Origin of the sequence: Curtobacterium sp. VKM Ac-1393 (assembly GCF_015350995.1) — a bacterium.
GTDB lineage: Bacteria > Actinomycetota > Actinomycetes > Actinomycetales > Microbacteriaceae > Curtobacterium.
The window spans coordinates 379,624-403,466 of sequence record NZ_JADKRW010000003.1 but is presented as its reverse complement, the minus strand read 5'-3'; the positions used below and the strand labels follow the sequence as shown (position 1 = coordinate 403,466).

Here is a 23,843-nt window from a genome sequence, read left to right as displayed (position 1 = left end):
GACCCGACATGGCTCCCGCCATCTCCCTGCAGCTCTACACGGTGAACGCCGCGCTGGAGCCCGACCTCGACGGCGGCGTCCGCCGCCTGGCCGAGATCGGCTTCGACACCGTCGAGGCGTTCGCGTTCGTGGACCGAGCAGCGCAGCTCAAGTCCGCCTTCGACGCCCACGGCATCACCGCGACGACCGGCCACGCGTTCCTGGTCGAGGAGACCATCCCGCTGCCCGACGGCACCGTGATGACCGCTCCGTCCCACGCCGACACCTTCGCCGCGGCGAAGGAACTCGGCCTCGAGATCGTCATCGACCCGTTCGTCGGGCCCGATGCGTGGACGACCCGCGAGGGCGTCGAGCGTGTCGCCGCACGACTGAACGCCGCCGCTGCCGAGGCCGCCGAGCACGGCCTGCGCGTCGGTTACCACAACCACGACCACGAACTCCGGCCGCAGATCGACGGCCAGCCGGCGCTGCAGGTGCTCGCGTCGTTGCTCGACCCGGGTGTGGTGCTCGAGCTCGACCTGTACTGGGCGTCCGCCGCGGGTGTCGACCTCGTGCCGTTCATCCAGGAGCTCGGCGACCGCATCGTCGCCGTGCACGTCAAGGACGGTCCGATGCGCGACGACATCTCCACCGCGACGATCCCCACCGACCAGACTCCGGCCGGCCAGGGTGACGTCCGGCTGGCCGCAGCGCTCGCCGCCGCACCGGCCCTGGAGTACGCCGTCATCGAGTTCGACGGCTTCGACGGAGACATCTTCGACGGCGTGCAGCAGTCGTACGAGTGGCTCGCCGCGCAGCTCGCGCCCGCCGGTTCGGCGGTGTCCGCATGACCCGCACCGGACGCGTCGGCATCGGCTTCATCGGCGCCGGCATGATCAGCGAGCAGTACCTGGCGAACCTGACGACCTTCCCCGACGTCGAGGTCGTCCGCATCGGCGACATCGACACGGAGCGTGCCGCAGCCTCGGCCGCGAAGTGGGGCGTCCCCGCATCCGGTGACGGCGCATCGGTGCTCGCCGACCCGGACGTCGAGATCGTCATCAACCTGACGCTGCCGGCGACCCACGTGTCGGTGTCCACGGACGCGCTCCGTGCGGGCAAGCACGTGTGGTCCGAGAAGCCGATCGGCGTGGACCGCGCCTCGGCCGCATCGCTCGTCGAACTCGCCGACTCCCTCGGCCTGAAGCTCGGCATCGCCCCCGACACCGTGCTCGGCACCGGGTGGCAGACCGCCAAGCGTGCCATCGAGGCCGGTGCGATCGGCACTCCGCTCACCGCGGTCACGAGCATGCAGTGGCAGGGGCCGGACGTGTTCCACCCGAACGCGTCGTTCCTCTACGCCAAGGGCGCCGGCCCGCTGTTCGACATCGGCCCGTACTACTTCACGGCGCTGGTGCACCTGCTCGGACCGATCGACTCCGTCGTCGCGACGGGTTCGAAATCCCGAGAGACGAGGCAGTTGGTCGTCGGGCCGAACGCGGGGGAGTCGTTCCCCGTCGAGGTCCCGACCCACGTGTCCGTCCTGACCGCGTTCGAGCAGGGCGGCAACGCACAGTCGCTGCTGTCGTTCGACACCCCGCTGTTCCGCCACGGCGTGTTCGAGGTCAACGGGACCGAGGGCACCATCGTCCTGCCCGACCCGAACACCTTCGGCGGCGGGCACCCGATCCGGATCGCGCGACCGCTGACCGCCGACGCGACGTTCCCCTTCTCGCAGGAGTTCGAGGTGCTGCTCGACGAGGAGCCCACGGTCGGCCGTGGGCTCGGCGTGCTCGACATGGCGCGGGCCATCCGTGGCGGCGGCTCGCACATCGCCACCGGCGAGGTCGGCTACCACGTGCTCGACGCCATGGTCGCAGTCGAGGAGTCGATCGCCGCCCGCTCGTTCATCGAGGTCGAGTCGACCGTCGCGCCGATCGCGTCGCTGCCCGAGGACTTCGACCCGATCGCGGCCACGCTGGAGGGCGCGCGGGTCTGAGGGGCGGATCGACCCGGAACGACATCCCCGCTGTCGCACGACGACGGGGATGTCGTTCTGCGTCAGTGTTCTTCAGCGTCAGTGTCGTTCCACGTCAGCCGTGTTGCCCGTCCCGCGCCCACAGACGTTCGATCGGGACCGGGTGGCCGAGGACCGCCTCGGCGGCACGGTGGCCGGAGTACAGCGCCGCCGACACCGTCGCCGGATCGTCCGTCCAGGTCGCCTCTCCCGCCAGGTGCAGTCGCCCGCCGACCGGCACCGCGAGGTCGTCGTGGTCGCTCGTCGTCGACCCCGGGAGCATGTGCGCGTAGGACCCCCGCGCCCACGGGTCGTCCTGCCAGACCGTCACCTGCACGGACGTCGGCGTTCCGACCGCGTCGCCGTACAGCCGGCGCAGCTGCTCGAGCACCGAGTCGGTGACCTGCGCGTCGCTCCACCCACGGATCGCCCGTGCTGCCGGTCCCGCCGCGAACGTGAGCAGGGTCGGGACCCCGTCGAGCCGGGTGAGGTCGTACCAGGAGTGCCACCACCGACCGGCCGGCCCGAGCTGGCGGATCGCGTAGACGTCCGGGTCCCAGAACTGCGCGGGGAACCGGAGCACGACCTTCTCGAACGCGTTCATCCGGAGTCGTCCGAGTGCCTGACGGTGGCGTTCGGGGAGTGCCGGCTCGATCACGAGGTCGCCGGACTGCAGTACCCCGACCGGCACGGTGACCACGACGGCGTCGGCGTGGAAGGCCCCGCGTTCGCTCGTCACGGTGACGCCCTCGCCACCGTGCCGGACGTGCTCGACGACGTGCTCCAACCGGACGTCGAGGCCAGCGGCCAGGTGCGCGGGCAGTGCGTCGTACCCGTCGGGGAAGACCACCTCGTCGCCCGCGATGGTGTCGTCGTCGAGGCCGTGCGCGGCGAGCAGGTCGGCCGACACCCCGTACTGCTCCTCGCTCCGGTGCTCGAGGTGCTCGCTGACGCGTTCGGCGCGCTCGCCGTCCCAACCCGGTGCGGCGACGGCTCGGGCGACCACGTCACGGTAGGTGTCGAGCGGTGCCGACCGCTCGACCACGTCGGCCAGGGCTCGGTCGACGGTGTGCACGTCGTCGGCGAACCGGGCAGCTTCGTCCGCGGTGAGGCGACGGCCGTCCGGCCCGTGGTACGCGATCGGGCGGCTGTCGACCTGGTACCCGCCGACCGTGAACTCGACGGTGCGGATCCCGACGGCGGCGGCGGCGTCCGCGACGGCGTTGTCCTCGACGCCGTGGATCCACGAGGCGCCGAGGTCGGTGACGTGCCCGTCACGTCGGTCGGTGTGCACGCGCCCGCCGATCCGGTCCCGCGCCTCGAGCACGACCACGCGGCGGCCGTCGTCGGCGAGGAACCGGGCGGTGGTGAGCCCGGCGACTCCGGCACCGATCACGACGACGTCGACGTCCTCCATGTGGACTTCCTCTCCTCGGACGAGCGGCGTCAGCGCTGTGGGAGCCGGCGTCCGAAGACGGCGTCGAGGAACCGCGCGAAGCGGGACTCCGTCGGCGGCGCGGTCTGGACCACCCGTGTCGGCGACCGGAACGCCAGGTCGTGCAGCATGTTCCGCTTCGAGCCGTCCCAGTTCGCGAACAGGTACGTGCCGCCGATGAAGGACATGCTCCGGACGGGCGTTCGCTTCCAGGAGTCGGCAGCCACGTAGTAGCCGGTGTGGCCGGAGCGGATGTGCTGGATCACGGTGTCGACGTCGATGACGCTGGTGGTCGTCACGACGGCGGTGATGCCCGTGCGGTCACGGGCGACGTACTCGATCAAGTGTTCGGTCACAAGGGGACTCTTCGTCGCAGAGGCGGGACGCCACGACGGTGAACGTGGCGAAGGGAGTTCGGAACCGCCGTTGCTTCCGACAGCAGAATACGTCCGGTTCGTCGTGGCGTCACCGGAATGTCCGACGGTCGCACGCCCCCGGACGCTCAGTCGGGTCGTCGGACCACCCACGACGCGATCAGGTCCACGGCCGCCGCGAAGTCGCTGCTGCCCGGACGGTTGAGGAACGCGTGCCGGCTCTCGGGCAGGACGTGGCGCTCAACTGCGACGCCCGCTGCACCGAGTTGCCGCGCGAACCGGTCCCCGGACGAGCGCATCGTGTCCAGTTCGGCGTCGATCATCAGCGTGCGCGGGAACGCTCCGAGGTCCTCGGGCGCCGGGAACGCGCCGTCACCGAGCGGACCCGCGTACGTGCGGTTCGCGGCGTCGAGCAACAGTGGAGCGTGCGTGAGCCGCCGATGCCCGCGGACGAGCCGCTGCACGCCCGGGTCGTGGGGCAGCCGTCCGTGGAAGAACCCGTAGGCGAACACGGCACCGACCACGGGAGGAGCGTCGCGCACGGCCGTCGCGGCGAGACACGCTCCGGCGCTCGCTCCGCCCAGGACCAGGCCGGCCGGGGTCGCGTCGGCGAGGTGGTGCAGCACCGCGGCGACCTCGTCCCGGGCGTGCGGTGCGCGTCGACGTGCTCGCGGGCCCGTCCGCCCGATCCAGGGCATGCCGGGCAGCGGGCCGAGCCGGTAGTCGACGGCGACCACCGGCACGCCGCGAGCAGCGAGTGCGCGGGCAACGGCGTCGGACTCCGCCTGGTCGAGGCTGCCCCGGAAGAACCCGCCCCCGTGCAACCAGACGAGGGTCGGGACGCCGTCGTCGTCGGCCAGCCGGTAGTGACGGATCGGTACTGGCCCGTCCGGGCCCTCGACTCGGCCTCCGGTGATCGTCACCGACGGTGTTCCCCTCATCGGAGCAGTGTGGCAGACCGCGCCCGAGGGGCGATCGCGATCGGCCACGGCCGGGTAACGATCGGGGCGGATCCGACCCCAGCGGTCCACCGTGGAGGCGTGCGCACCACGAGAATGTCCCTGATCCTCATCGGCACGGCTCTCATTGCCCTCGTGTCCGGCTGCTCGGGCAGCGGCGACGCGAGTCCCACCGTGACGAAGACCGTGACGGCGTCCCCGTCCGAGGTCGCGAGCACCCCGACCGCAACGAGCACCCCGACGCCGACGACCCCGAACTCCACACCGACGCCGACGTGCGGCCCCGCGAGCGGTGCCGCTGCTGCTGCCTCCGGCATCGCCGCGCTGCCGTCGCCCGCCGGCCTCGAGGACACCAAGTGGGACGCCGCGAACGCCGACTACTCCGGCTACGACGCCTGCGCGGCGCTGTCCTGGTCCGTCGTCGCGCCCCAGTTCGGCACGGCCGGCTCGCCCTACGCGATCCTCCTGTTCCACCAGGGCCGGTACCTCGGCACCGCGACGGCCGAGCAGTACGCGTTCCAGCCGGCCGTCGAGCGGTCATCCGACGCCTCGATCACCGTGACCTACTCCTACGCGAAGGCCGGCGAACCCAACGCAGCGCCGTCCGGTCGCACCACCGCGACGTACATCTGGAACGACGGCACCGAGCGCGTCGACATGACCGGTGAGGTCCCGCCCGCTCAGGGCTGATCGGCGGCAGCGTCCCGAGGGCCGAGCTCGCGGTGCAGTTCGCGGAGCACCCCGTTCGCCCGCGTACTCCACCGTCCCATCCTGCCCGGAGCGGCCACGCGACGGCCACGGGCAGGACATGCTGGTCCCATGCAGTCCGTCCGCACCCTCGCCCCCGGTGTCGCCGTCGCCGTCGCGATCGGCCTCGTCGCGACCCTGATCGGCACGGCCGTCCCCGTCGTGGGCGGACCCGTCCCCGCCGTCCTGATCGGCGCGGTGCTCGGTTGGCTCGTCCGCCGTCGGACCGGCGGCGACCTGACTGCGCTCGCCCCCGGCGTGAAGTTCTCGTCGAGCCGCGTCCTGCAGTTCGCGGTCGTGCTGCTCGGCGCGCAGCTGTCCATCGGCGAGGTCCTGCGCATCGGCGGCGAGACCCTGCCGGTCATGCTCACGACGCTCGTCGTGTGTCTCGGCGCAGCGTGGGGGATCGGCCGGCTGCTCCAGGTGTCGAGTGCGCTCCGCACGCTCATCGGTGTCGGGACGGGCATCTGCGGTGCGTCCGCGATCGCGGCCGTCACGCCGGTCATCGGTGCGGTCAGCGCGGACGTCGCCTACGCGATGTCCACGATCTTCCTGTGCAACATCGCCGCGGTGTTCGCCTTCCCGCTGCTCGGGCACGCCCTCGGGCTCAGCCAGCACGCCTTCGGCGTCTTCGCGGGCACCGCCGTGAACGACACGTCGTCCGTCGTCGCCACCGCGACGATCTACGGTCGCCAGGCGACCGACACGGCGGTCGTCGTGAAGCTGGTGCGCACCCTGATGATCATCCCGATCGTCATCGGGCTGGCCGGACTGGAGGCCCGACGCGCCTCGCGCGAGCAGCTCACGCCCGACTCGGGGTCGCGCAGTGGATTCGGCGTGTTCCGGTTGGTCCCGTGGTTCCTGATCGGGTTCCTCGTGGTGGTGCTGCTCCGGACGGTCGGGGCCCTGCCGGCTGCTGCTGCCCCGGGGTTCTCGACTGCGGCCTCGTTCCTCATCACGGTCGCCCTGGCCGCGATCGGGTGCTCGACCGACTTCGTGGCGCTGCGCCGGGCCGGCTTCCGCCCGATGCTGCTCGGCATCGCGCTCTGGGTGCTGGTGGCGGGCACGAGCCTCGGGGCGCAGGCGGTGTTCGGCCTGCTGTAGGACGCGGGGCCGCGCCGGGGTCACATGATGCGCGAGTCGATCACCGCCCGGTCACCGCGGTAGCGCGAGAAGCCGTACTCGACGGGGGTGCCGTCCGCCAGGCACATCAGCCGTTCGATGTGGAAGATCGCCTGTCCGGGGTCGATGTCGAGCAGATCGGCCGTCCACTGGTCGGCGTTCACGGTGCTCAGCAGCAAGCGTCGAGCCTCCGGACGTGCTCCGGCCTTCCGCACCAGCACGTCCGGCACGTACTCGGTGAGCGGTTCGGCGACCAGGTCGGGGAAGCGCTCGTGTGGCACCCAGCTCGTCCGGACCCGGCTCGGTTCGCCGTCGAACGAGATGAGGCTCTCGACGAAGAACGCGCTGGTGCCGGTCATCTGCAGGTTGCGCCGGACGGTCTCCGGCGCGGTCACCTGCTGCACGCACAGGTGCACGATGCTGAGCCGCGGCGACTCGAACACGCTGCCACCGGCGGTCTCGCCGTAGATCGTGACCTCGTCGGAGGTGCGGGCGAGACTCACCGACGCGACCGGGCGCACGCCGAACGTGCCGGACCGCGGCGCGCGGGTGAGCAGCCGCTGTTCCTTGAGCAGCGTGAGGGCGGCGCGCAGCACGTTCCGCGTCGTGCCGTACAGGTCGAGCAGCTCCCATTCGTAGGGCAACGGGCCGGTGAACCGACCGGCGACGATGTCCGCACGGATCAGGTCGGACACCTGGCGTGCCGCGTCGGACCGCCGGTTGAACCCGATCCAGTGCCCCGGGGTCGAGGGGGTCGTGCCCGCGCCCATGTCGGTCCACGCCGCGGTCGGGGCGAAGCCCGCCGGAGCGAACTCGTCGGCGGCGAACTCCTCCGGCACGATCCCGGTCACGAGGTCGCCCCCACCGTCGAGACGTCCCCGGTCCACCCGGCCCACCGCAGGAACTCCCGGGCCAGACGCACCGGGTAGTCGGGCGACTGGATGTCGAGCGAGACGAACACGCGTCGGTAGAACGTCGGGCCGCCGAGCAGGTCCACGGCGATGCCGAGGTCGACGTCCGGCCGCAGGTCCCCGGCGTCCATCGCCCGCTGCAGCATCGCGTTCACCCGCAGCCGTCGGTCCAGGTGCCACTCGGTGACGGCGTCGGCGACCCGCGGCTCGTGCGACGCGGTCTCGACGATCAGGGGGAGCGCCCGGCCGACCGGCGTCGCGACGAGGGCGTGCACCCACCCGCGGGTCAGCCCGAGGACCCCGTCGGCGATCGGGGCGTCCTGGACCGTCGGGATGTGCTCCTCCATCAGGCGGATGACGGTCTCCGTGAGCAGCACCTCCTTGCTCGACCACCGCCGGTAGATCGTCGCCGCGCCGACTCCGGCCGCGTCGGCGACGGCCCGGATCGTGAACGCGCGCGGGTCGCCCTCGACCAGGATCTCGACGCACGCCGTGTAGACGGCCTCGCCGACGGCAGCGCTCCGGGGCCGCCCACGGACCGGGGCCTCGGTGCTCATGCCGCGGTCCAGTGCTCGAGGACGCGGTCCATGGCCCACACCTCGCCGATCTTGGCGGCGATGTCGAACAGGTTCGCTTCGTGCACGCTCGGCAGTCGGTCGCCCACGGCCTCGCGGACGACGATCGGCACGAACCCGTGCTGCATCGCGTCCGTGGCGGTCGCACGGATGCACCCGCTCGTCGACAGCCCCGCGATGAAGAGGGTGTCCACGCCGCGGGCGACGAGGTCGGCGGCCAGCGAGGTACCGAAGAACGCACTGGGGTACTGCTTGGGCACCAGGGTGTCCCCGTCGAGCGGTTCGAGGCCGTCGACGAACGCGCCCGTGGACGCCCCCGGCAGGTACGCGGCGAGCGCGGGCACCTTGCGGAAGAACACTCCGGCGTTCGAGCCGTCGGCGGACAGCGCCATCGTGGTGATCGCGACGTGCACCCCGGCGGCGCGGGCGGCGGTCGTGAGTTCCCGCATCCGCTCGACGGGCTCCTCGACGCCGGCGTAGAGCCCGCAGTCGGGGTCGACGTAGGCGCGGACCGGGTCGACGACGACGAGCGCAGCGCGTCGTCCCGGTTGCAGCGCGCCGGTGAACCCGGCCGCCGCGTAGTCCTGGTGGTCGTCGGTCATGGGGTCCTGCTTCCGTCGTGGGTGGTCGTTGCCAGGGTGGGGCGGGTCACGTGGACGCCCCCGGCTCGGGGACCGGACCCGGCCTGTCGGGCCGGAGTGGTGCCTCCCGGTCGGGTGGCCCGAACGGACCGAAGGCGACGATGAGTGCGCCGAGGGCCGCGCAGCCGGCGAACGTCAGAGCTGCTGCGCGGACGCCGTCGACGAACACCTGGACGTCGCCGGCCGGCAGGCCGAGCAGGCTGCCGTCGTAGGCGGCCGCGGCCTGGGCCGCTGACAGGCCACCGGTCGCGATCGCGAGGCCGAGCGCCGTCGAGAACAGGAACCCGGCGTTCTGCAGGGCGGAGCGGATGGCGTTCGCGATGCCGCGACGGTGTTCCGGCACGCGGGTCATGAGAGCCGATGTGCTCGGTGTCATGAAGACCCCGGTGCCGACGCCCACCGCCCCGAGGCCGACGGCGGTGACGACGTAGGCGCTGCCGTCGGCGAGCGAGACCGCGAGGACCGACGCGCCGAACGCGATGAGGAGCATGCCGATGGTCGACAGGGTCCTGGCGGCGACCCGGCGGGCGAGGAACCCCGCGGTCACGGCGGCGACGGTCGTGCCGATCGGGGTCGGGAGCACTCGGAGGGCGGCCTCGACGGCGTCCTTGCCGTCGACGGCCTGGAACGACAGGGACGCCAGCAGCACCAGTGCGTAGCTGGACAGTGCGCAGAGCCCGGCGGCCGAGAACAGGGTGATGGTGGCACGGTCACGGAAGATCGCCGGGTCGACCAGGGGGTGAGCGACCCGGCGCTGGATCCACACGAAGACGGCGCCGAGGACCACGGCCCCCGACGCCATCACCACGACGGGCACGGCCGACCAGCCGATGGTGCCGCCGGTCGAGACGGCCCCGACGAGCAGCCCGACGGCCGCGACGGACAGGATCGACCCCGGCACGTCGAGGCGCTCGCCGGAGCGCGGACGGATGCTGTGCGGGATCAGCCGGAGCGACCAGACGAGGCCGGCGAGCGAGATCGGCACACCGGCGAGGAAGATCCAGCGCCACCCGAAGGACTCGGCGACCAGTCCGCCCACGACCGGGCCGATGACCTGCCCGACGGCTGCGACCGTGGCGTTCAGCCCGAGGCCGAGGGACAGGATCGACTCCGGGAAGACGTCGGTGAGCAGTGCCGTCGTGTTCGTGACGATCGCGGCAGCGCCCACGCCCTGCACGAGCCGGGCGCCGAGCAGGACGGCGGCGTCCGGCGCGAAGCCGCACGCGAGCGAGGCGAGCAGGAAGACGAGGATCCCGGCGATGTACAGACGGCGTCGACCGACCAGGTCGGCGATCCGGCCGAACACCAGGATGAGCGTCGTCGTCGTGAGCATGTAGCTGAGGAGCACCCAGCTGGACTGCACCGCACTGGCGTCGAGGTCACGGCTGACGTCGGGGAGCGCGACGAGGAGCGCGCTCGAGGAGATGAAGACGAGGACGACGCTCAGGCTCGACGCGCAGAGCACCTGCCAGGCGCGCCGTCGGGCGGCGCCCTCGTCGATGGTGCGGCTACTGATCGGTCGGCCCTCGCACGGCAGACGACGGCGGCACCAGGCGGTGGTGGTCCGTGACCTGCTGGAAGGCTGCCGCTGCGGACAGCACCAGGCGGTCGTCCCACGGCCGCGCGACGAGTTGCACGCCGACGGGCAGGCCGTCGGGCGCGGTGCCGGCGGGCATCATCAGTGCCGGGAACCCCACGTAGTCGAACAGGCGGGTGTTCCGGGGGATGACGTCGTGCAGGTTGAACCGCTCGCCGTCGACGGACATCGTCAGGTCGTCGAGTCGCGGAGCGGTGGCCCCGATGCCGGGGGTGAGCACCACGTCCACGCCGGCCTCGTCCATCCGGGCGACCATGGCGGCCTGCACGAGCGGTCGGCGGCGGAGCGCCCGGAGGTAGTCCGCCGCGGTCGGCAGGAACGACACGTCGAACCGGGCGCGGGTGCCGGCGTCGAACAGGTCGGCCGTGGCGGCGTTGGCCTCCTGGTTCGCGGCGAGCTCGCCGTAGAAGACGGTCCAGCACTCGGAGTCGATCGCCTCGAGGTCGTCGAACTCGATCGGCACGAGGGTCGCACCGAGTTCGCGGAACCGTTCGGCCGCGGCGGTGTGGGCGTCGAGCACCGCGGCGTCGACGCGTTCGGTGAACCACCCGAGCGGCACGCCGATCCGGAGCCCCTCGACCCGTTCCGGCGCCGCCTCGATGAGCGGGACGGCGGTGAACGTCGTCGGATCGTCGCCGTCGGACCCGGCGATGACGGCCAGGACGAGGGCGAGGTCCTCGGCGGAGCGGGCCATCGGTCCGACGTGGTCGAGCGTCCACGACAGGCTCGCGACGCCGGTGCGCGGCACGAGACCGTAGGTCGGCTTGATGCCCGTGGTACCGCAGAGCGCCGACGGCACGCGGATCGAACCGCCGGTGTCCGATCCGAGCGCCAGCGGCACGATCCGGGCGGCGAGAGCCGAACCCGAGCCGGTCGACGACCCGCCGGTCCAGCGCTCGGGGTCCCACGGGTTGCGGACCGCTCCGTACCGGGCGTTGTGCGGCCCGCCGCACGCGAACTCCGTCGTGGCCGCCGTGAACACCGGGATCGCACCGGCGGCGCGGAGACGGGCCACGACGGTCGCGTCGGCCGGGGCCACACGGTCACCGGTCTGGAGCGAGCCGCTCGTGACGACGGTGCCGGCGACGTCGATGATGTCCTTCACGGCGAACGGGATGCCCTCGAGCGGGCGGGCCTCGTCGGCTGCCCAGCGGCGGGTCGACTCGGCGGCGGCGGCGCTGGTTCCGTCCACCAGGCGCAGGACCGCGTCGGACCAGACGTCGTCGCTCGTCCAGTGCGGAGCGAGGACGGCGAGCACGGCGGACGGGGTGGTGGTGCCGGACCGGTAGGCGTCGAGGAGCTCGTTGACCGAGGCCGCAGCGGGGTCGGCGGCGGTGGTCGCGCGGGCGGCCGCGACGGCCGGGCCCCCGTCGTGGCGCGCCGGTGGTGCGACCGGTCCCGCGGCCGGCCCTGCGGCCGGTCCGGTGGCCGGCGTCGGAGCTGCGTCGATCGCGGCGTCGAGCAGCCGGCGGAACAGCTGGGCGCTGTGCGCCGGTTCCGCGGGCAACGACGACGGCGCAGCCGGCAGCGGGTTCGCCCGACTGGCGGCGAGCGCCCGGTCGAGCTGCGGTGCGATGGTGCCACGGACCACGGCGGCGACGTCCGTCACGCGGGGACCGCCGCCGGTGCGTGGGCGGCGGCGAGGTACTGGAACACCCCGGGCTGTCGGTCGCGGCCGAGCGGGAAGTCACGGCGTGCTGCCGCGACCTCGCCGACGTCCAGGGTCGCCCGGATGATCGGCCCCGCCTGGTGTGCCGGAGCCGAGACGACCAGGTCGCCCCGCGGGGAGACGACCGACGACCGGCCGAAGTAGCTGACGGTCTTGCCGTCGACGGTCTCCTCGCCGCCGCGGTTCGGGGCGACGATCCACGTCTGGGTCTCGAGGGCGCGGACCTGCAGCTCCTGCGTGAACAGGGTCTCGCGGAAGCCCATCGACGACACGAGCACGAGCATCACCTCGGCACCGGCGGCCCGCGACGCGAGCCAGTACTCCGGGAAGCTCCGGTCGTAGCAGATGAGCATGCCGAAGCGGGTACCGAGGGCGTCGAACACGACCGGACCGGAACCGGCGGCGAAGTAGTGCTTCTCGTCGACGTCGGAGATCGCGTTCGTGGGGATCGAGGTCTTGCGGTACGACGCCACCCGGTCGCCGTGCACGTCGGTGCCGTGCACGAGCGTGCCGTCGGCGTCGATGAGCACGGCGCTGTTGTACTGCGCGTCGCCGGCGTCCTCGTACAGGCCGAGGGCGACGGCGGTGCCCAGCCGCTCCGCCGCGGCCGCGAACCGGGCGGTCGCGGGACCGGGGACGGGCTGCGCCCAGGCCTTGCGGCTGTCGTTCACGACGCCGCAGAAGTACGGCGTGGTGCAGAGCTCCGGGAACACGACCAGGTCGGCGCCGTCGGCTGCCCGCTCGAACAGGGCGATGAGCTCGTCGAGCGCGGCATCGCCGTCGGCCGGGGTCTGCCCGGCCTGGACGACGGCGACCTGGATGACCGGCGCGGTGCCCCCGCCGGTGCCGCCGCTCGTGCTGCCGGCCGTCATGCGGTGACCGCGCTCGGTGCGGTGGACACGACGCCCTCGCGGGTGCGCATGAGCGGCTGGATGCGGGTACCGAAGTCGTCCATGCCCTGCAGGAAGTCGTCGAACACGAGCATGATGCCCTTCGTGCCCTCGACGACCGCGGCCTCGTCGAGCATCGCCGCGACCTGCTCGTAGGATCCGACGAGCGTGCCCATGTTCATGTTCACGGCGCCCTCGGGCAGCGAGATCCGCTTGGCGGTGTTGCCCTCCTCGCCCTCGGTGTCGGTGAGCGCCTGGCCCGTCATCCACGAGATCGCCTCGACGTCGACGCCGTCGTTGTAGAGCGCCCACTTGGCCTGGGCGGCCTCCTCGGTCTCGTCGGCGATGACCATGAAGAGCACGTACGAGCCGACGTCGCGTCCGGTCTTCGCCCGGGCCTCGATGAGCGCCTTGTTCTGGTCGGCGTAGGCGGTCGGGGTGTTCACGCCGACGCCCATCGAGAAGTTGTAGTCGGAGTACTGGGCGGCGAACGCCATGCCCTGCGACGACTGACCGGCCGAGACGATCGGGATGTGCCCCATCGGCTTCGGCAGCATCTTGCAGTCGTTCATCGTGAAGTACTCGCCCTTGAAGTCGGACTCGCCGTGCTCCCACAGCTCCTTCATGACCTGCATGTACTCGGTCTGGTAAGCGTAGCGACGCTTGAAGTGCACGTCGTCGCCGGGCCACAGCCCCATCTGGTCGTACTCGGCCTTCTGCCACCCGGCGACGAGGTTGAGGCCGAACCGGCCGTGCGAGATCGAGTCGACGGTCGCGGCCATGCGTGCCGCGATCGCGGGCGGGATGGTCAGGACGGCGGTGGTCGCGAACAGGCGGATCCGCTCGGTGCGGGCGGCGAGACCGGCCATCAGGGTGAACGACTCGAGGTTCTCGTCCCAGAACCCGCTCGGGCCGCCGTAGCCGTGCAGCTTGATCATCGACAGGGCGAAGTCGAAGCCGTACGCCTCGGCCTTCTGCACGATCTCGAGGTTCAGGTCGAACGACGGCTTGTACTGGGGCGAGGTGGTGGAGATGAGCCAGCCGTTGCTGCCGATCGGGATGAAGACTCCGATGTCCATGGGGGACTCGCTTTCTGTGGTGGGTGTCGAGCAGGGAGGGAAGAAGACGAGGGGGTCAGGAACGCTTCGCGGCGGCCTTTGCGGCGGTCGCGACCGAGTGCCGCCGGATGGTCTGCGACACGGCGACGGCGACGATGAGCGCGCCGCCGTAGAACAGCTGCTGCACGAAGTTGTCGGCGCCGAGCATCTGCAGGCCGACGACCCCGGAGAACAGGAAGTACACGGCGATGAAGGTGCCGATCGCGTTGAAGCGGCCGGGGACGATGGCGGTCGCGCCGAGGTAGCAGGCGGCGAACGCGGGGAGCAGGAACGACTGCCCGCTCGACGGGTCGGCGCCGCCGAGGGTGCCGGCGTAGACGACCCCGGCGACCGCGGCGGTGAGGCCGGCGCCGACGAACGCGCCGACCCGCAGCCGTCGGACGTTCAGCCCGGAGAGCTCGGCGACGGTGCGACCTGTGCCGACGAACAGCAGCCGGCGGCCGACCGGGGTCGCGCTCAGCACGACCAGCACGACGACCGTGGCGATCAGGCCGTACACGAACGCGAGCGGCAGGCCGGCGAGCCCGCGCCACCCGACGGTGGCCTGCACCAGAGCGGGATCGATGCCCGTCACCGACGACGAGGCACTCATCCACTGGATGATCCCGATCATGAACGTCGAGGTGCCCAGCGTGACGATGAACGAGTCGATGCGGAACCCGACGGTGAGCAGGCCGTTGACCAGCCCCACCACGACCCCGATCACGAGACCGGCCGCGATCGCCGGCACGAGCGGGACGTCCATCTTCGCGTTGAGCACGGCGATGGTCATGGCGGAGAGGGACATCGTCGAGGCGCCGGACAGGTCGAACTCACCGGCGGTCAACGGGAAGAGGAACCCGAGCGCCAGGATGAGCAGCACCGACTGGGACCCGAGGATGTTCTGCAGGTTGCCGAGGGTCGGGTACGTGTCGGGCAGGGCGATGCTGAACGCGATCACGATGACGAGCCAGGCGCCGAGCAGGGCGTAGCGCTCGGTGTGCCCCCACGTGAAGCGTGGACGGGCGGGGCGGACGATCGAGGTCTCGAGGACGGGGTCGGCGGTGGTGGACATCAGGCGTTCTCCTTGACGAGGGAGGGAACAGCAGCAGGGGACGGAGCGGCGGGATCGGCCGCCTCGACGAGACTCGCGACGACCGCGGCCGCGATGACGTCGCGGTCGATGCGGTCGTCGGTCAGCACGTCGTGCACACGGCCGTGGGCGAGGACGACGACCCGGTCGCACATCTGCGCGAGCTGGTCGTAGTCGGTGGAGGCGCAGACGATCGAGACGCCCCGCGCCGCACTCCGACGCAGCATCGAGAAGATCGCGGCACGGGCTCCGACGTCGATGCCCTGTGTCGGCTCCTGCAGCAGCACGAGCCGCGGGTCGTCCTGCATCCACTTCGCCAGGACGGCCTTCTGCTGGTTGCCGCCGGACAGGGTGCCGAACAGGGCGGCGGGGTCGGCGGGACGGACGTCGTAGTCGCGGACGAGGCCGGCGACGTGCGACCGTTCCCGCGCGGGGGACAGCCCGAGCAGCCCGCGGAGCTTGCCGAGCACGGGGAGCGTGACGTTCTGCTCGACGGACAGGGTGAGCGCCCCGCCCTCGCGCTTGCGGTCGGCGGGGACGTACACGACCCCGCGGGCGATCGACGAACCGGGCGACACCCGGGCCAGGTCCACGGACGTCGTCGCTGCCGCGCCGTCCCGCACGGTGAGCGACCCCGTCGCGGGCCGTGCGCCGTACAGGCCGGGCAGGACGTCCTCGACACCCGAACCCGCCAGCCCGGTGATGCCGACGACCTCGCCGTCGGCGACGTCGAACGACAGCCCCTCGACCACACCGACCCGCAGGTCGCGCACCGTCACGACGGCGTCACCGGTGGTCGCCGGACGCGCGGTCCGGGCCGCGGCACCGTCGAGTCCGCGTCCGACGATGAGCGCGACGAGTTCGTCGGCCGTCGTCGTGGCGGTGTCGCGGTGCGCCTGCACCCGGCCGGCCCGCAGGACGGTGACCCGGTCGGCGTGCTCGAGGACCTCGGACATGTCGTGCGACACCAGCAGCGCCGAGGTGCGGCCGTCCGCAACCAGGTCCTTCACGACCCGGAACAGCAGGTCGGCGTCCTCCTTCGGCAGGAAGACCGTCGGCTCGTCGAGCACGATGAGCGCTCGGTCGTCGCCCAGCTCGGCGACGGCCCGGAGGATCGCGACGAGCGCCTTCTGGGTGTCGGTGAGCTCGTCGACCCGCGCTCGGGGGTCGATGTCCACCCCGTACCGCGCGAACAGCTCGGCGGCGGCACGGTGCTCGGCGCCCCAGCGGACGAAGGGTCCGCGGCCGGCGACCACCGTGGCGAGCCGCAGGTTCTCGGTCACGCCGAGCGACGGCACCAGTGCGAGGTCCTGGTGGACGAAGCTGATCCCGACACGGCGGAAGTACCCGGGCGGCACCGGCAGGGGCAGCCGGGCGCCGCGGACCTCGATCGTCGCTCCCGGCTCCGGCGCGTACGTGCCGGACAGGATCTTGATGAGGGTCGACTTGCCGGAGCCGTTCTCGCCGAGCAGCGCGTGCACCTGGCCCGGCAGGACCTCGAGGTCGACGTCGTCGAGCGCGGTCAGCCCGCCGAAGCGCTTGGTGAGCCCGCTGATCCGCAGGACCGGCGCGGTGGTCACTCGGCCGCGCCCCAGATGGCCTCGTACCCGGTCTTGTACGCGTCGCCGTAGCCCTTGCTCGGCACCGGCGGCGTGCCGGTCTCGTCGACGTTGTCCTTCGTGAAGACCTTGAGCGGCGTCTGCTCGTCACCGTCCTCGATGATCGGGGAGTCGGTCAGGACGCGGCCGGCCTGGTCGAGCGTGGCGTAGGCGAGCCACTCCATGTTCTCGCCGATGTCCATCGTCATCACGGTGCCGTCCTGCAGGATCTTGAGGACCGCCGGGGTGCCGTTGTACGAGGACGTGAACACCTGCCCGGTCTTGCCAGCGGCCGTCACGCCGGCCTCGACGAACAAGGCCATCGAGTCGTAGACGGGCAGTACGTAGTCGAGGTTCGGGTCGGACTGGATCGCGGACTGCACGGTCGACGAGATCTTCGTCGCCCAGTCGGACACCGGCACGTTCGTGACCTTCACCGTGCAGCCGGAGCACTGCGCCTCGAACTCGGCCTGCATCGCCTTGACGATCCCGTCGGACGGCGGCACCTCGGACGACGTGATGATCAGGACGTCGCCCTTGCCCTTGGTCTCCTTGATGGCCCAGTCGGCGTTGAGCTTCGCGGCCTCGTGGAACGGCGCGGTGACCTGGGCGGCGACGAGCGGCTGGAGCTGCGAGGGGAGCGATTCACCGGTCTGGTACGTGTGGCTGATCAGCACCGGGATGCCGGCAGCCTTCGCCCGCTTGAGCGCCGGGACGATGAGCTCGCCGTTGACGCCCTGCGCCAGGACGATGATGTCGGCCTTGCGGCTGATCGCCTGGTCGATACCGGCGGACTGCTCGGTCGGGGTGCCCTGGTTCGTGTACTCGATCCAGTTCGCGCCGTACTGCTTCGCGAGCTTCTCGCCGGCCTGGTCGACCGACACGATGAACGGCACGGCGGACGAGTTCGGGATGTTGAAGATCGTCTTGCCGGCGATCTTCGACATGTCGAACGGGGCGCCCTCGAAGGTGAACTCGGGGTCGACGCTGGCGGCTTCGATCTGGCTCGTGGCGTGCTCGACCCCGGCGGTGTCCTCACCGGAGCTGGTCGACGCGGTCGAGGTGGCGGAACAGGCGGACAGGAACAGCACGCCGGAGAGTGCGGCGGCGAGGAGCGCGGGGCGGGGGAGACGCGTTCGGGACGGTGCGGGGGACGACATCGGTCGGGGACCTCCTGGACGGGTGGAGCAGGGAAGGTGCAGGGATGCGGGAAGCAGCAGCGGGTACGACGAACACCCCGCGGCGCGGGGTGGCGTGTGCAGGGAGCCGGGGATCGTCACCGGCGGCGGGGCGTCCGGGTGACGCCGGCCGCTGCAGTGGGGCTGATGCGAATGTAACGTCCGTGGGCCACCGGCAGGCCGTCGCCCGGTAACGGTCCTGTTAGGCGTTTGTTTCGCTGGTGTTAGGCCACCCGTCGCAGCGCGTCGGGTCCGGCGTCCACCGCATGGTTCCGCGGCGGACGACTGCGCCACCGACGCCCGCGCACGCGCGGATCCGGGCGGGGACGGGGCGGCGACGGCCAGGCGAAACACGCCGGACGCATCCGAGGCGACTTCCGGTAACGGCGCTCTCACAATTCGGCACGACGACCGCGCGCCGCACCCGGCGGAATGGCCGGCGGACCCGTCGGCACGGCCCTGCTGACCGGGGGATTCCCGCGCGGCCGGACCAGCGGGTGCTGGCGTAACCCACCCGATACGGATCCGGCACGACGGCGAAACGAGAGACCGATGGACTGCACGAGCACACCCCCTGCACGAGCACACCCGCTGCACGACCAATCCCGTCACGACAGGAGCACCCCGATGATCACCACCGTCGTCGCCGGCAACCCCAAGCCGGCCTCGCGGACGCTCGACGCCGCGACGGTCGTGCTCGAACGCCTCACCGGCCGCGCCCCCGACCACGTCGTCGACGTCGTCGACCTCGGCGCCGGCCTGCTCGGCTGGGGTGACGCCGCCGTGTCCGACACCGTCCGGACCGTCGCCGACTCCGACCTCGTGGTCGTCGCGTCGCCGACGTTCAAGGCGACCTACACGGGCGTCCTCAAGCTGTTCCTCGACCAGTTCGGCACCGGTGACGGGCTCGCCGGCGTGGTCGTGGTGCCGCTGATGCTCGGGGCGGGCCCCGCCCACGCCCTGGCGCCGGAGGTCTTCCTCAAGCCGGTGCTCGTCGAGCTCGGCGCGACGATCCCCGCCCCCGCCCTGTACCTGAACGACAAGCAGTACTCCGACCCCGCATCGACCGACGTCTGGCTCGCCCGTTGGCGGGACGTCGTGCTCGGTGCGACCGTGAGCCCCCTGGAAGGAACCCCCTCATGATCAGTCCCTACTCCGCCGAGGCCCCGGACCGCTCCGCGCTCAAGCAGGCGTTCTCGGGCTTCCCCTGCGGCGTCGCCGCACTGTCCGCCGTCGTGGACGGCGACCCCACCGTGCTCGTCGCGTCGTCGTTCACCGTCGGGGTCTCGCAGGACCCGCCACTGGTGATGTTCGCCGTGCAGCACACGTCGACCACGTGGCCGGTGCTCCGCGACGCCGGCACGATCGGTGTCTCGATCCTCGGCGAGGGGCACGCGCAGGTCACGCGGCAGCTCGCCTCACGCGACAAGTCGGTTCGGTTCGTCGGGGTCGACACGACGGTCTCCGACACGGGAGCGGTCTTCCTGCAAGGTGCACCGATCTGGCTGGAGTGCTCGGTCGAGCACACCTACCCGGCCGGCGACCACGACATCGTCGTGCTCCGCGTGCTCGGACTCATGTCCGACTTCGCGCACAGCCCGTTGGTCTGGCACCGCTCCGCCTTCGCGACGCTCAGCGCCTGACCGACGCCGCGTGCCGGACCGGCACCGCGTGCCGGACCGGCACCGGGCAGTGGACGGGAGGCCCCGATCACGTGAGCCGACCTGCTCACGTGATCCGGGCCTCCCGTCCACACCGCGGCGTCAGCCGCGCAGCGCCTCCGTCAGCTTCACGCGACTGCCCGTCCGGAGCAGCGCGTTCTCGTAGACGCGGGCCCCGACGAGCACGACCACGACCACCGTGGCGGCCACGATCAGGAGCGACAGGATCGGCTCCCACCAATCGGCCGTCCCCAGGAAGATCCGCATCGGCATGCCGATCGGGGCGCTGAACGGCACGTACGACATGATGCCGAGCACCGTCGGGTTGTCGTACGCGACGATGATCAGGATGTACGGGATCATCACCAGCATCATCACCGGTGTGGTGACGCTGCCGACGTCCTCCTGGCGCGACACCAGCACGGCGGCCGCGGCGAACAACGACGCGATGAGCACGAAACCGACGGCGAAGAACCCGACGAACCACAGGATGCTCGGGCCGAGCAACGAGAACATGTTGTCCTGCCCGGTGACGGCCAGCGTGACGACCGCGGCGATGGCCACGGCGACGATCTGTGCGAACGCCATCACGCTGTTGCCGAGGACCTTGCCGGCGAGCAACGCCCTGGCCGAGATCGCCGACATCAGGATCTCGACGACCCTGGTCGACTTCTCCTCGACGACGCTCTGCGCGATCGACTGGCCGAACGTCACCGCCGAGGCCATGTACACGACGCCGAACGCGATGGCGATCAGGTAGACCAGGCCGCCGGGCAGGGCGTCCGGGTCGAGTAGTTCGATCCGCGGGGTGACGCTCAGCGCCGAGACGACGTCGGTCGGGGCCTCGTCGAGGCCGACGACCTTGTACCCGAGCGGGTCGTCGGACGGCACGATTGCCGCGTCGACGTCGCCGCTGCGCACCAGCCGTTCGGCGGACGCCACCGAGGTGGAGTCCGTGACGTCGAGGCCCGTGGTGGTGGGCAGGGAGACGCCGTCCACGACGGCGACCGGCGTGGTGTCGTCGGCGGTGGCCTTGCCGACGATCCCGCCGACCACGATCGACGCGACGACCACCCCGATCAGGATGAGGGCGGACACCACGAAGGCCTTGCTGCGGATGCGTGCCTGGATCTCGCGTGCGGAGACGAGCCGCACGGCCTGGACGAAGGAGTCGTTCATCGGATGACCTCCCGGAAGACCTCGCTGAGCCGCGGGACCCGCGGCGCGAACGACCCGACCGTGCCGTGCTGGACGGCACGCTGCAGGAGGCGCTGGGCGGTGGTGGCGTCGGCCTCGAAGACCGCGTACCCGCCGTCGAACTCGCGGACCGTCACGCCGGGCTCGTCGCGGAGCCAGGCGACGTCGCCGTCGACGAGGAGCTCCCACGCGGCGGGACCGGCCTGCTTGCGGAGTTCGTCCTGCGGACCGGCGGCGCGGATGGTGCCGCCGGCGATCACGACGACGTCGTCGCAGAGGCGCTCGACGACGTCGAGCTGGTGGCTCGAGAACAGCACCGGGACCCCGCGCGCCGCGGTCTCGCGCAGGACGCCGAGGACCGTGTCGACGGCCATCGGGTCGAGGCCCGAGAACGGCTCGTCGAGCACCAGCACCTCGGGGTCGTGGGCGAGTGCCGAGGCGATCTGCACCCGCTGCTGGTTGCCGAGCGACAGCTTCTCGACGGCGTCGTCGGCGTGGCCGGTCAGCTCGAGGCGTTCGAGCAGCTCGGCGGTGCGCGTCGCCGCGGCTCGCTTGTCCACGCCGTGCAACCGGGCCAGGTAGGTGATCTGCTCGGCCACGGGCATCTTCGGGTACAGCCCGCGCTCCTCGGGCATGTAGCCGAACCGTCGGCGATCGGCCGGTCGGACCTCGGTGCCGTCGATCGACACCGAGCCGGCGTCGGCCTGCAGCACGCCGAGCATGATGCGCATGGTGGTCGTCTTGCCGGCGCCGTTGCCGCCGACGAAGCCCGTCAGGCGGCCGTCGCCGACCGTGAACCCCACGTCGTCGAGCACCCGGCGGTCGCCGAAGCGCTTCGTCACCCCTTCGATGGTGAGCATGTCGTACCCCTCTCGCGACGGCCTGCGCCGCCTGCGTCGACGCTATTGGCCGGGAGGCACGGGGCGCCTCCGCCATCCGGCGGGACTTGGGCGGGGGCCGGCTCCATCGCGTGGGGGAGCGGGGCGCGGGGCGCGGGTCAGCGCCTCAGGCCGGATGCGTGTGCATCTTCCGACGTTCCACGCGTCGAACGACTCGTGGAACGTCGGACTTCGCAGCAGCCGCCTGTCGGTGAGTCGAGCGCGGTCAGCCGGCGACGCCGTGCTCGAAGGCCCAGACGACGGCCTGGATCCGGTCGCGCAGCGCGAGCTTCTGCAGCACGTTCGACACGTGGGTCTTCACGGTGGCGTCGCCGACGTACAGCTCGGCGGCGATCTCGGCGTTGCTCAGACCCCGGGCGAGCAGCCGGAGCACCTCGGTCTCGCGGTCGGTCAGCCCGGCCGCTGCGAGGGCGTCGTCACCGCATCGCCGACTCGCGGTCGGCACGGTCGGTGTCGCCGTTGCCCGGCTGATCACCCGTCGCGTCACGTCGGGTGCGAGCAGGGCGTCCCCGGCGGCGACGGTCCGGACGGCGTCGATCAGCCGCTCGGGGGAAGCGTTCTTCAGCAGGAACCCGCTCGCTCCGGCCTCGAGTGCCTGGAACAGCGCGTCGTCGCTGTCGAACGTCGTCAGGATGAGCACCGCCGGCGGGTCTGGCAGCGCCGCGATCTGCCGCGCAGCCTCGAGCCCGTCGACACCGGGCATCTGCACGTCGAGGCACACCACGTCCGGGTGCAGGGTCCGGACCGCCTCGACCGCACGCGCACCGTCGGGCGCTTCGCCGACCACCCGGAACCCCGGTTCGGACTCCAGGATCACGCGGAACCCGGCCCGGACCAGTTCCTGGTCGTCGGCGAGCACGATCGTCAGATCGGTCGTGCCGGTCGTGCCGGTCGAGCCGGTCGCGCCGGTCGAGTCGTTCGTGTGGTTCACGTCGTCGGCAGCCATGCCCGCACCAGGTACCCTCCCCGGGCGCGGGGCCCGATCTCGATCCGTCCGCCGACCGCAGCGATGCGTTCCCGCATCCCGACGTGGCCGAGGCCGCTGCCCGCGGTGTTCCGCGCAGCGCCGTCACCGTGTCCGTCGTCGGTCACCTCGACCTCGACGCCGTCGTCGAGGTACCGCAACCGGACGTCGGCGCGTGCCGAGGGGCCGGCGTGCTTGAGGACGTTCGTCACGGCCTCCTGCACCACCCGGTACGCCACCGTGGCGACCGTGGGCGGCACGGGGCGCTCGTCACCCACGACCACGTAGTCGGTCGGGTGCCCGGCGACCCGGGCGGACTCGGCGAGCTCCACGATGCGGGCGATCACCTCAGTGCTCGGGCCGTCCCCGACACCGCGGTCGCCGGTGCCCGGTTCGTCCTCCGAGCGCAGGGTACCGAGCATGCGCCGGAGCTCCTCGACGGCCGTGCGCGCGCTCTCCTCGACCACGCCGAGCGATGCCGTCGCCTGCGCTGGGTCACGGTCGAGCACACGTCGGGCCGCACCGGCCTGCACGCCCATCAGCGACACGTGGTGGGCGACGACGTCGTGCAGCTCTCGGGCGATCCGGATGCGTTCGAGCGTCACGGCCTGCGCCGACGAGCGTTCGCGCTCCGCGGCGAGCTCGGCGGTCCGCTCGTCGAGCTGGTGCTTGGCGACGGCCGAGGCCCACGCCCGGTTGCCCGCGTACCAGGCGGCGCCGAAGTAGATGACGTTGATCACGATGTTCAGGAGCGAGTACGCGATGTACGGCGGGATGAGCGAGCCCTCGTCGTTCGGCAGCGCGTTCGGCACCGCCCACCCGAACGAGATCGCGATGAACAGCCACGCGAACATCCCACCGATGACGACCCAGCGGACCGCCTCCGCCCGCACCCGGTCGGAGCACCACGCACCGACGGAGTACAGCGCGATGAACAGCGTGAAGTTCACGACGAACAGCTCGGGGACGTGCAACAGCTGCGTGGCTGCGAAGGCCAGCGCGGACACCACGGCGGCGGACATCGGGAACCGACGGCGGAATGCGATCGGGACGGCGTTCGCGACGACCATCAGGGCGGAGACCCACCACGCCGCCTGGTCGTCGCCGTAGGTGCCGGCCGAGCTGTACAGGACCGTGGTGATCGCCAGGCCGCCGGCGAGGACGAGGGCGAGCAGGGCGTCCTGCCGGTGTTCGCGGCGCCCCACAGGCAGCCGTGACCACTCCGCCGTCGTCCCCATCC

23 protein-coding genes are annotated in these 23,843 nt (G+C 71.8%); 6 read left to right on the top strand and 17 right to left on the bottom strand.

Annotated features, from left to right (window positions below; genetic code table 11):
* Positions 1–8 precede the first annotated feature (8 nt).
* Together ITJ59_RS09055 and ITJ59_RS09050 are read left to right on the top strand one after the other, a co-directional pair.
* Complete coding sequence (locus ITJ59_RS09055; protein ID WP_194650765.1) at positions 9–830, top strand: sugar phosphate isomerase/epimerase family protein; 822 nt, start codon at positions 9–11, stop codon at positions 828–830.
* Entirely contained in the window at positions 827–1,978 is a 1,152-nt protein-coding gene (locus ITJ59_RS09050; protein WP_194650763.1) for a Gfo/Idh/MocA family protein, read from the top strand. Before ITJ59_RS09055 ends, ITJ59_RS09050 begins: the two co-directional genes overlap by 4 nt.
* Positions 1,979–2,072: 94 nt before the next feature.
* Here ITJ59_RS09050 and ITJ59_RS09045 read toward each other — a convergent pair whose 3' ends face one another.
* The 3 genes from ITJ59_RS09045 to ITJ59_RS09035 all read right to left on the bottom strand — a co-directional run bounded on the left by ITJ59_RS09045 (position 2,073) and on the right by ITJ59_RS09035 (position 4,746).
* On the bottom strand, positions 2,073–3,413 hold the full coding sequence (locus tag ITJ59_RS09045; RefSeq protein WP_194650761.1) for a flavin monoamine oxidase family protein: 1,341 nt from the start codon (positions 3,411–3,413) through the stop codon (positions 2,073–2,075).
* 29 nt (positions 3,414–3,442) lie between these two features.
* A complete protein-coding gene (locus tag ITJ59_RS09040; protein ID WP_194650760.1) occupies positions 3,443–3,787 on the bottom strand; it encodes a hypothetical protein in 345 nt (114 codons plus the stop codon).
* A gap of 146 nt (positions 3,788–3,933) precedes the next feature.
* On the bottom strand, positions 3,934–4,746 hold the full coding sequence (locus ITJ59_RS09035) for an alpha/beta hydrolase (RefSeq protein WP_194650759.1): 813 nt from the start codon (positions 4,744–4,746) through the stop codon (positions 3,934–3,936).
* 99 nt (positions 4,747–4,845) lie between these two features.
* Here ITJ59_RS09035 and ITJ59_RS09030 point away from each other — a divergent pair, with 99 nt between their 5' ends.
* Positions 4,846–5,454, top strand: a complete 609-nt coding sequence (locus tag ITJ59_RS09030) for an LppP/LprE family lipoprotein (RefSeq protein ID WP_194650758.1) — start codon at positions 4,846–4,848, stop codon at positions 5,452–5,454.
* Positions 5,455–5,583: 129 nt separating this feature from the next.
* On the top strand, positions 5,584–6,615 hold the full coding sequence (locus ITJ59_RS09025) for a YeiH family protein (protein ID WP_194650757.1): 1,032 nt from the start codon (positions 5,584–5,586) through the stop codon (positions 6,613–6,615).
* A gap of 20 nt (positions 6,616–6,635) precedes the next feature.
* Here ITJ59_RS09025 and ITJ59_RS09020 read toward each other — a convergent pair whose 3' ends face one another.
* The 10 genes from ITJ59_RS09020 to ITJ59_RS08975 are packed head-to-tail and all read right to left on the bottom strand — an operon-like array spanning position 6,636 to position 17,864.
* Complete coding sequence (locus tag ITJ59_RS09020; protein WP_194650756.1) at positions 6,636–7,520, bottom strand: GntR family transcriptional regulator; 885 nt, start codon at positions 7,518–7,520, stop codon at positions 6,636–6,638.
* A complete protein-coding gene (locus ITJ59_RS09015) occupies positions 7,481–8,101 on the bottom strand; it encodes a TetR/AcrR family transcriptional regulator (RefSeq protein WP_194650755.1) in 621 nt (206 codons plus the stop codon). Before ITJ59_RS09015 ends, ITJ59_RS09020 begins: the two co-directional genes overlap by 40 nt.
* On the bottom strand, positions 8,098–8,721 hold the full coding sequence (locus ITJ59_RS09010) for an isochorismatase family protein (RefSeq protein ID WP_194650754.1): 624 nt from the start codon (positions 8,719–8,721) through the stop codon (positions 8,098–8,100). Before ITJ59_RS09010 ends, ITJ59_RS09015 begins: the two co-directional genes overlap by 4 nt.
* Positions 8,722–8,767: 46 nt before the next feature.
* Positions 8,768–10,225, bottom strand: coding sequence for an MFS transporter (locus ITJ59_RS09005; RefSeq protein WP_194650753.1), 1,458 nt, complete (start codon positions 10,223–10,225; stop codon positions 8,768–8,770).
* Between the two features lie 43 nt (positions 10,226–10,268).
* Positions 10,269–11,966 (bottom strand): amidase, encoded by a 1,698-nt coding sequence (locus ITJ59_RS09000; protein WP_194650752.1) that lies wholly within the window; start codon positions 11,964–11,966, stop codon positions 10,269–10,271.
* Positions 11,963–12,898 carry a carbon-nitrogen hydrolase family protein gene (locus tag ITJ59_RS08995; protein WP_194650751.1) on the bottom strand — a complete coding sequence of 312 codons (936 nt, stop codon included), beginning with the start codon at positions 12,896–12,898 and terminating at the stop codon, positions 11,963–11,965. Before ITJ59_RS08995 ends, ITJ59_RS09000 begins: the two co-directional genes overlap by 4 nt.
* Positions 12,895–13,995, bottom strand: a complete 1,101-nt coding sequence (gene rutA / locus ITJ59_RS08990; RefSeq protein ID WP_194650750.1) for a pyrimidine utilization protein A — start codon at positions 13,993–13,995, stop codon at positions 12,895–12,897. Before rutA ends, ITJ59_RS08995 begins: the two co-directional genes overlap by 4 nt.
* Before the next feature lie 55 nt (positions 13,996–14,050).
* The gene (locus tag ITJ59_RS08985) at positions 14,051–15,088 is read right to left on the bottom strand and encodes an ABC transporter permease (RefSeq protein ID WP_194650749.1); all 1,038 of its coding nucleotides are present in this window, start codon (positions 15,086–15,088) and stop codon (positions 14,051–14,053) included.
* On the bottom strand, positions 15,088–16,686 hold the full coding sequence (locus ITJ59_RS08980) for a sugar ABC transporter ATP-binding protein (protein ID WP_323749458.1): 1,599 nt from the start codon (positions 16,684–16,686) through the stop codon (positions 15,088–15,090). Before ITJ59_RS08980 ends, ITJ59_RS08985 begins: the two co-directional genes overlap by 1 nt.
* The gene (locus ITJ59_RS08975) at positions 16,683–17,864 is read right to left on the bottom strand and encodes a sugar ABC transporter substrate-binding protein (RefSeq protein ID WP_194650748.1); all 1,182 of its coding nucleotides are present in this window, start codon (positions 17,862–17,864) and stop codon (positions 16,683–16,685) included. The genes ITJ59_RS08980 and ITJ59_RS08975 overlap by 4 nt, the downstream gene beginning before the upstream one ends.
* 645 nt (positions 17,865–18,509) lie before the next feature.
* Here ITJ59_RS08975 and ITJ59_RS08970 point away from each other — a divergent pair.
* Positions 18,510–19,025 carry an NADPH-dependent FMN reductase gene (locus tag ITJ59_RS08970; protein ID WP_194650747.1) on the top strand — a complete coding sequence of 172 codons (516 nt, stop codon included), beginning with the start codon at positions 18,510–18,512 and terminating at the stop codon, positions 19,023–19,025.
* Entirely contained in the window at positions 19,022–19,525 is a 504-nt protein-coding gene (locus tag ITJ59_RS08965) for a flavin reductase family protein (protein WP_194650746.1), read from the top strand. The genes ITJ59_RS08970 and ITJ59_RS08965 overlap by 4 nt, the downstream gene beginning before the upstream one ends.
* 120 nt (positions 19,526–19,645) lie before the next feature.
* Here the strand turns inward: ITJ59_RS08965 and ITJ59_RS08960 are convergent, their stop codons facing one another.
* The 4 genes from ITJ59_RS08960 to ITJ59_RS08945 form a co-directional block, all read right to left on the bottom strand.
* Positions 19,646–20,722, bottom strand: a complete 1,077-nt coding sequence (locus tag ITJ59_RS08960; protein ID WP_194650745.1) for an ABC transporter permease — start codon at positions 20,720–20,722, stop codon at positions 19,646–19,648.
* Positions 20,719–21,600 (bottom strand): ABC transporter ATP-binding protein, encoded by an 882-nt coding sequence (locus ITJ59_RS08955; RefSeq protein ID WP_194650744.1) that lies wholly within the window; start codon positions 21,598–21,600, stop codon positions 20,719–20,721. Before ITJ59_RS08955 ends, ITJ59_RS08960 begins: the two co-directional genes overlap by 4 nt.
* Before the next feature lie 244 nt (positions 21,601–21,844).
* Positions 21,845–22,585, bottom strand: a complete 741-nt coding sequence (locus ITJ59_RS08950; protein ID WP_228511261.1) for a response regulator — start codon at positions 22,583–22,585, stop codon at positions 21,845–21,847.
* Positions 22,567–23,841: a sensor histidine kinase gene (locus ITJ59_RS08945; protein ID WP_194650743.1), complete on the bottom strand. Its 1,275-nt coding sequence runs from the start codon at positions 23,839–23,841 to the stop codon at positions 22,567–22,569. Before ITJ59_RS08945 ends, ITJ59_RS08950 begins: the two co-directional genes overlap by 19 nt.
* Positions 23,842–23,843: the final 2 nt, after the last annotated feature.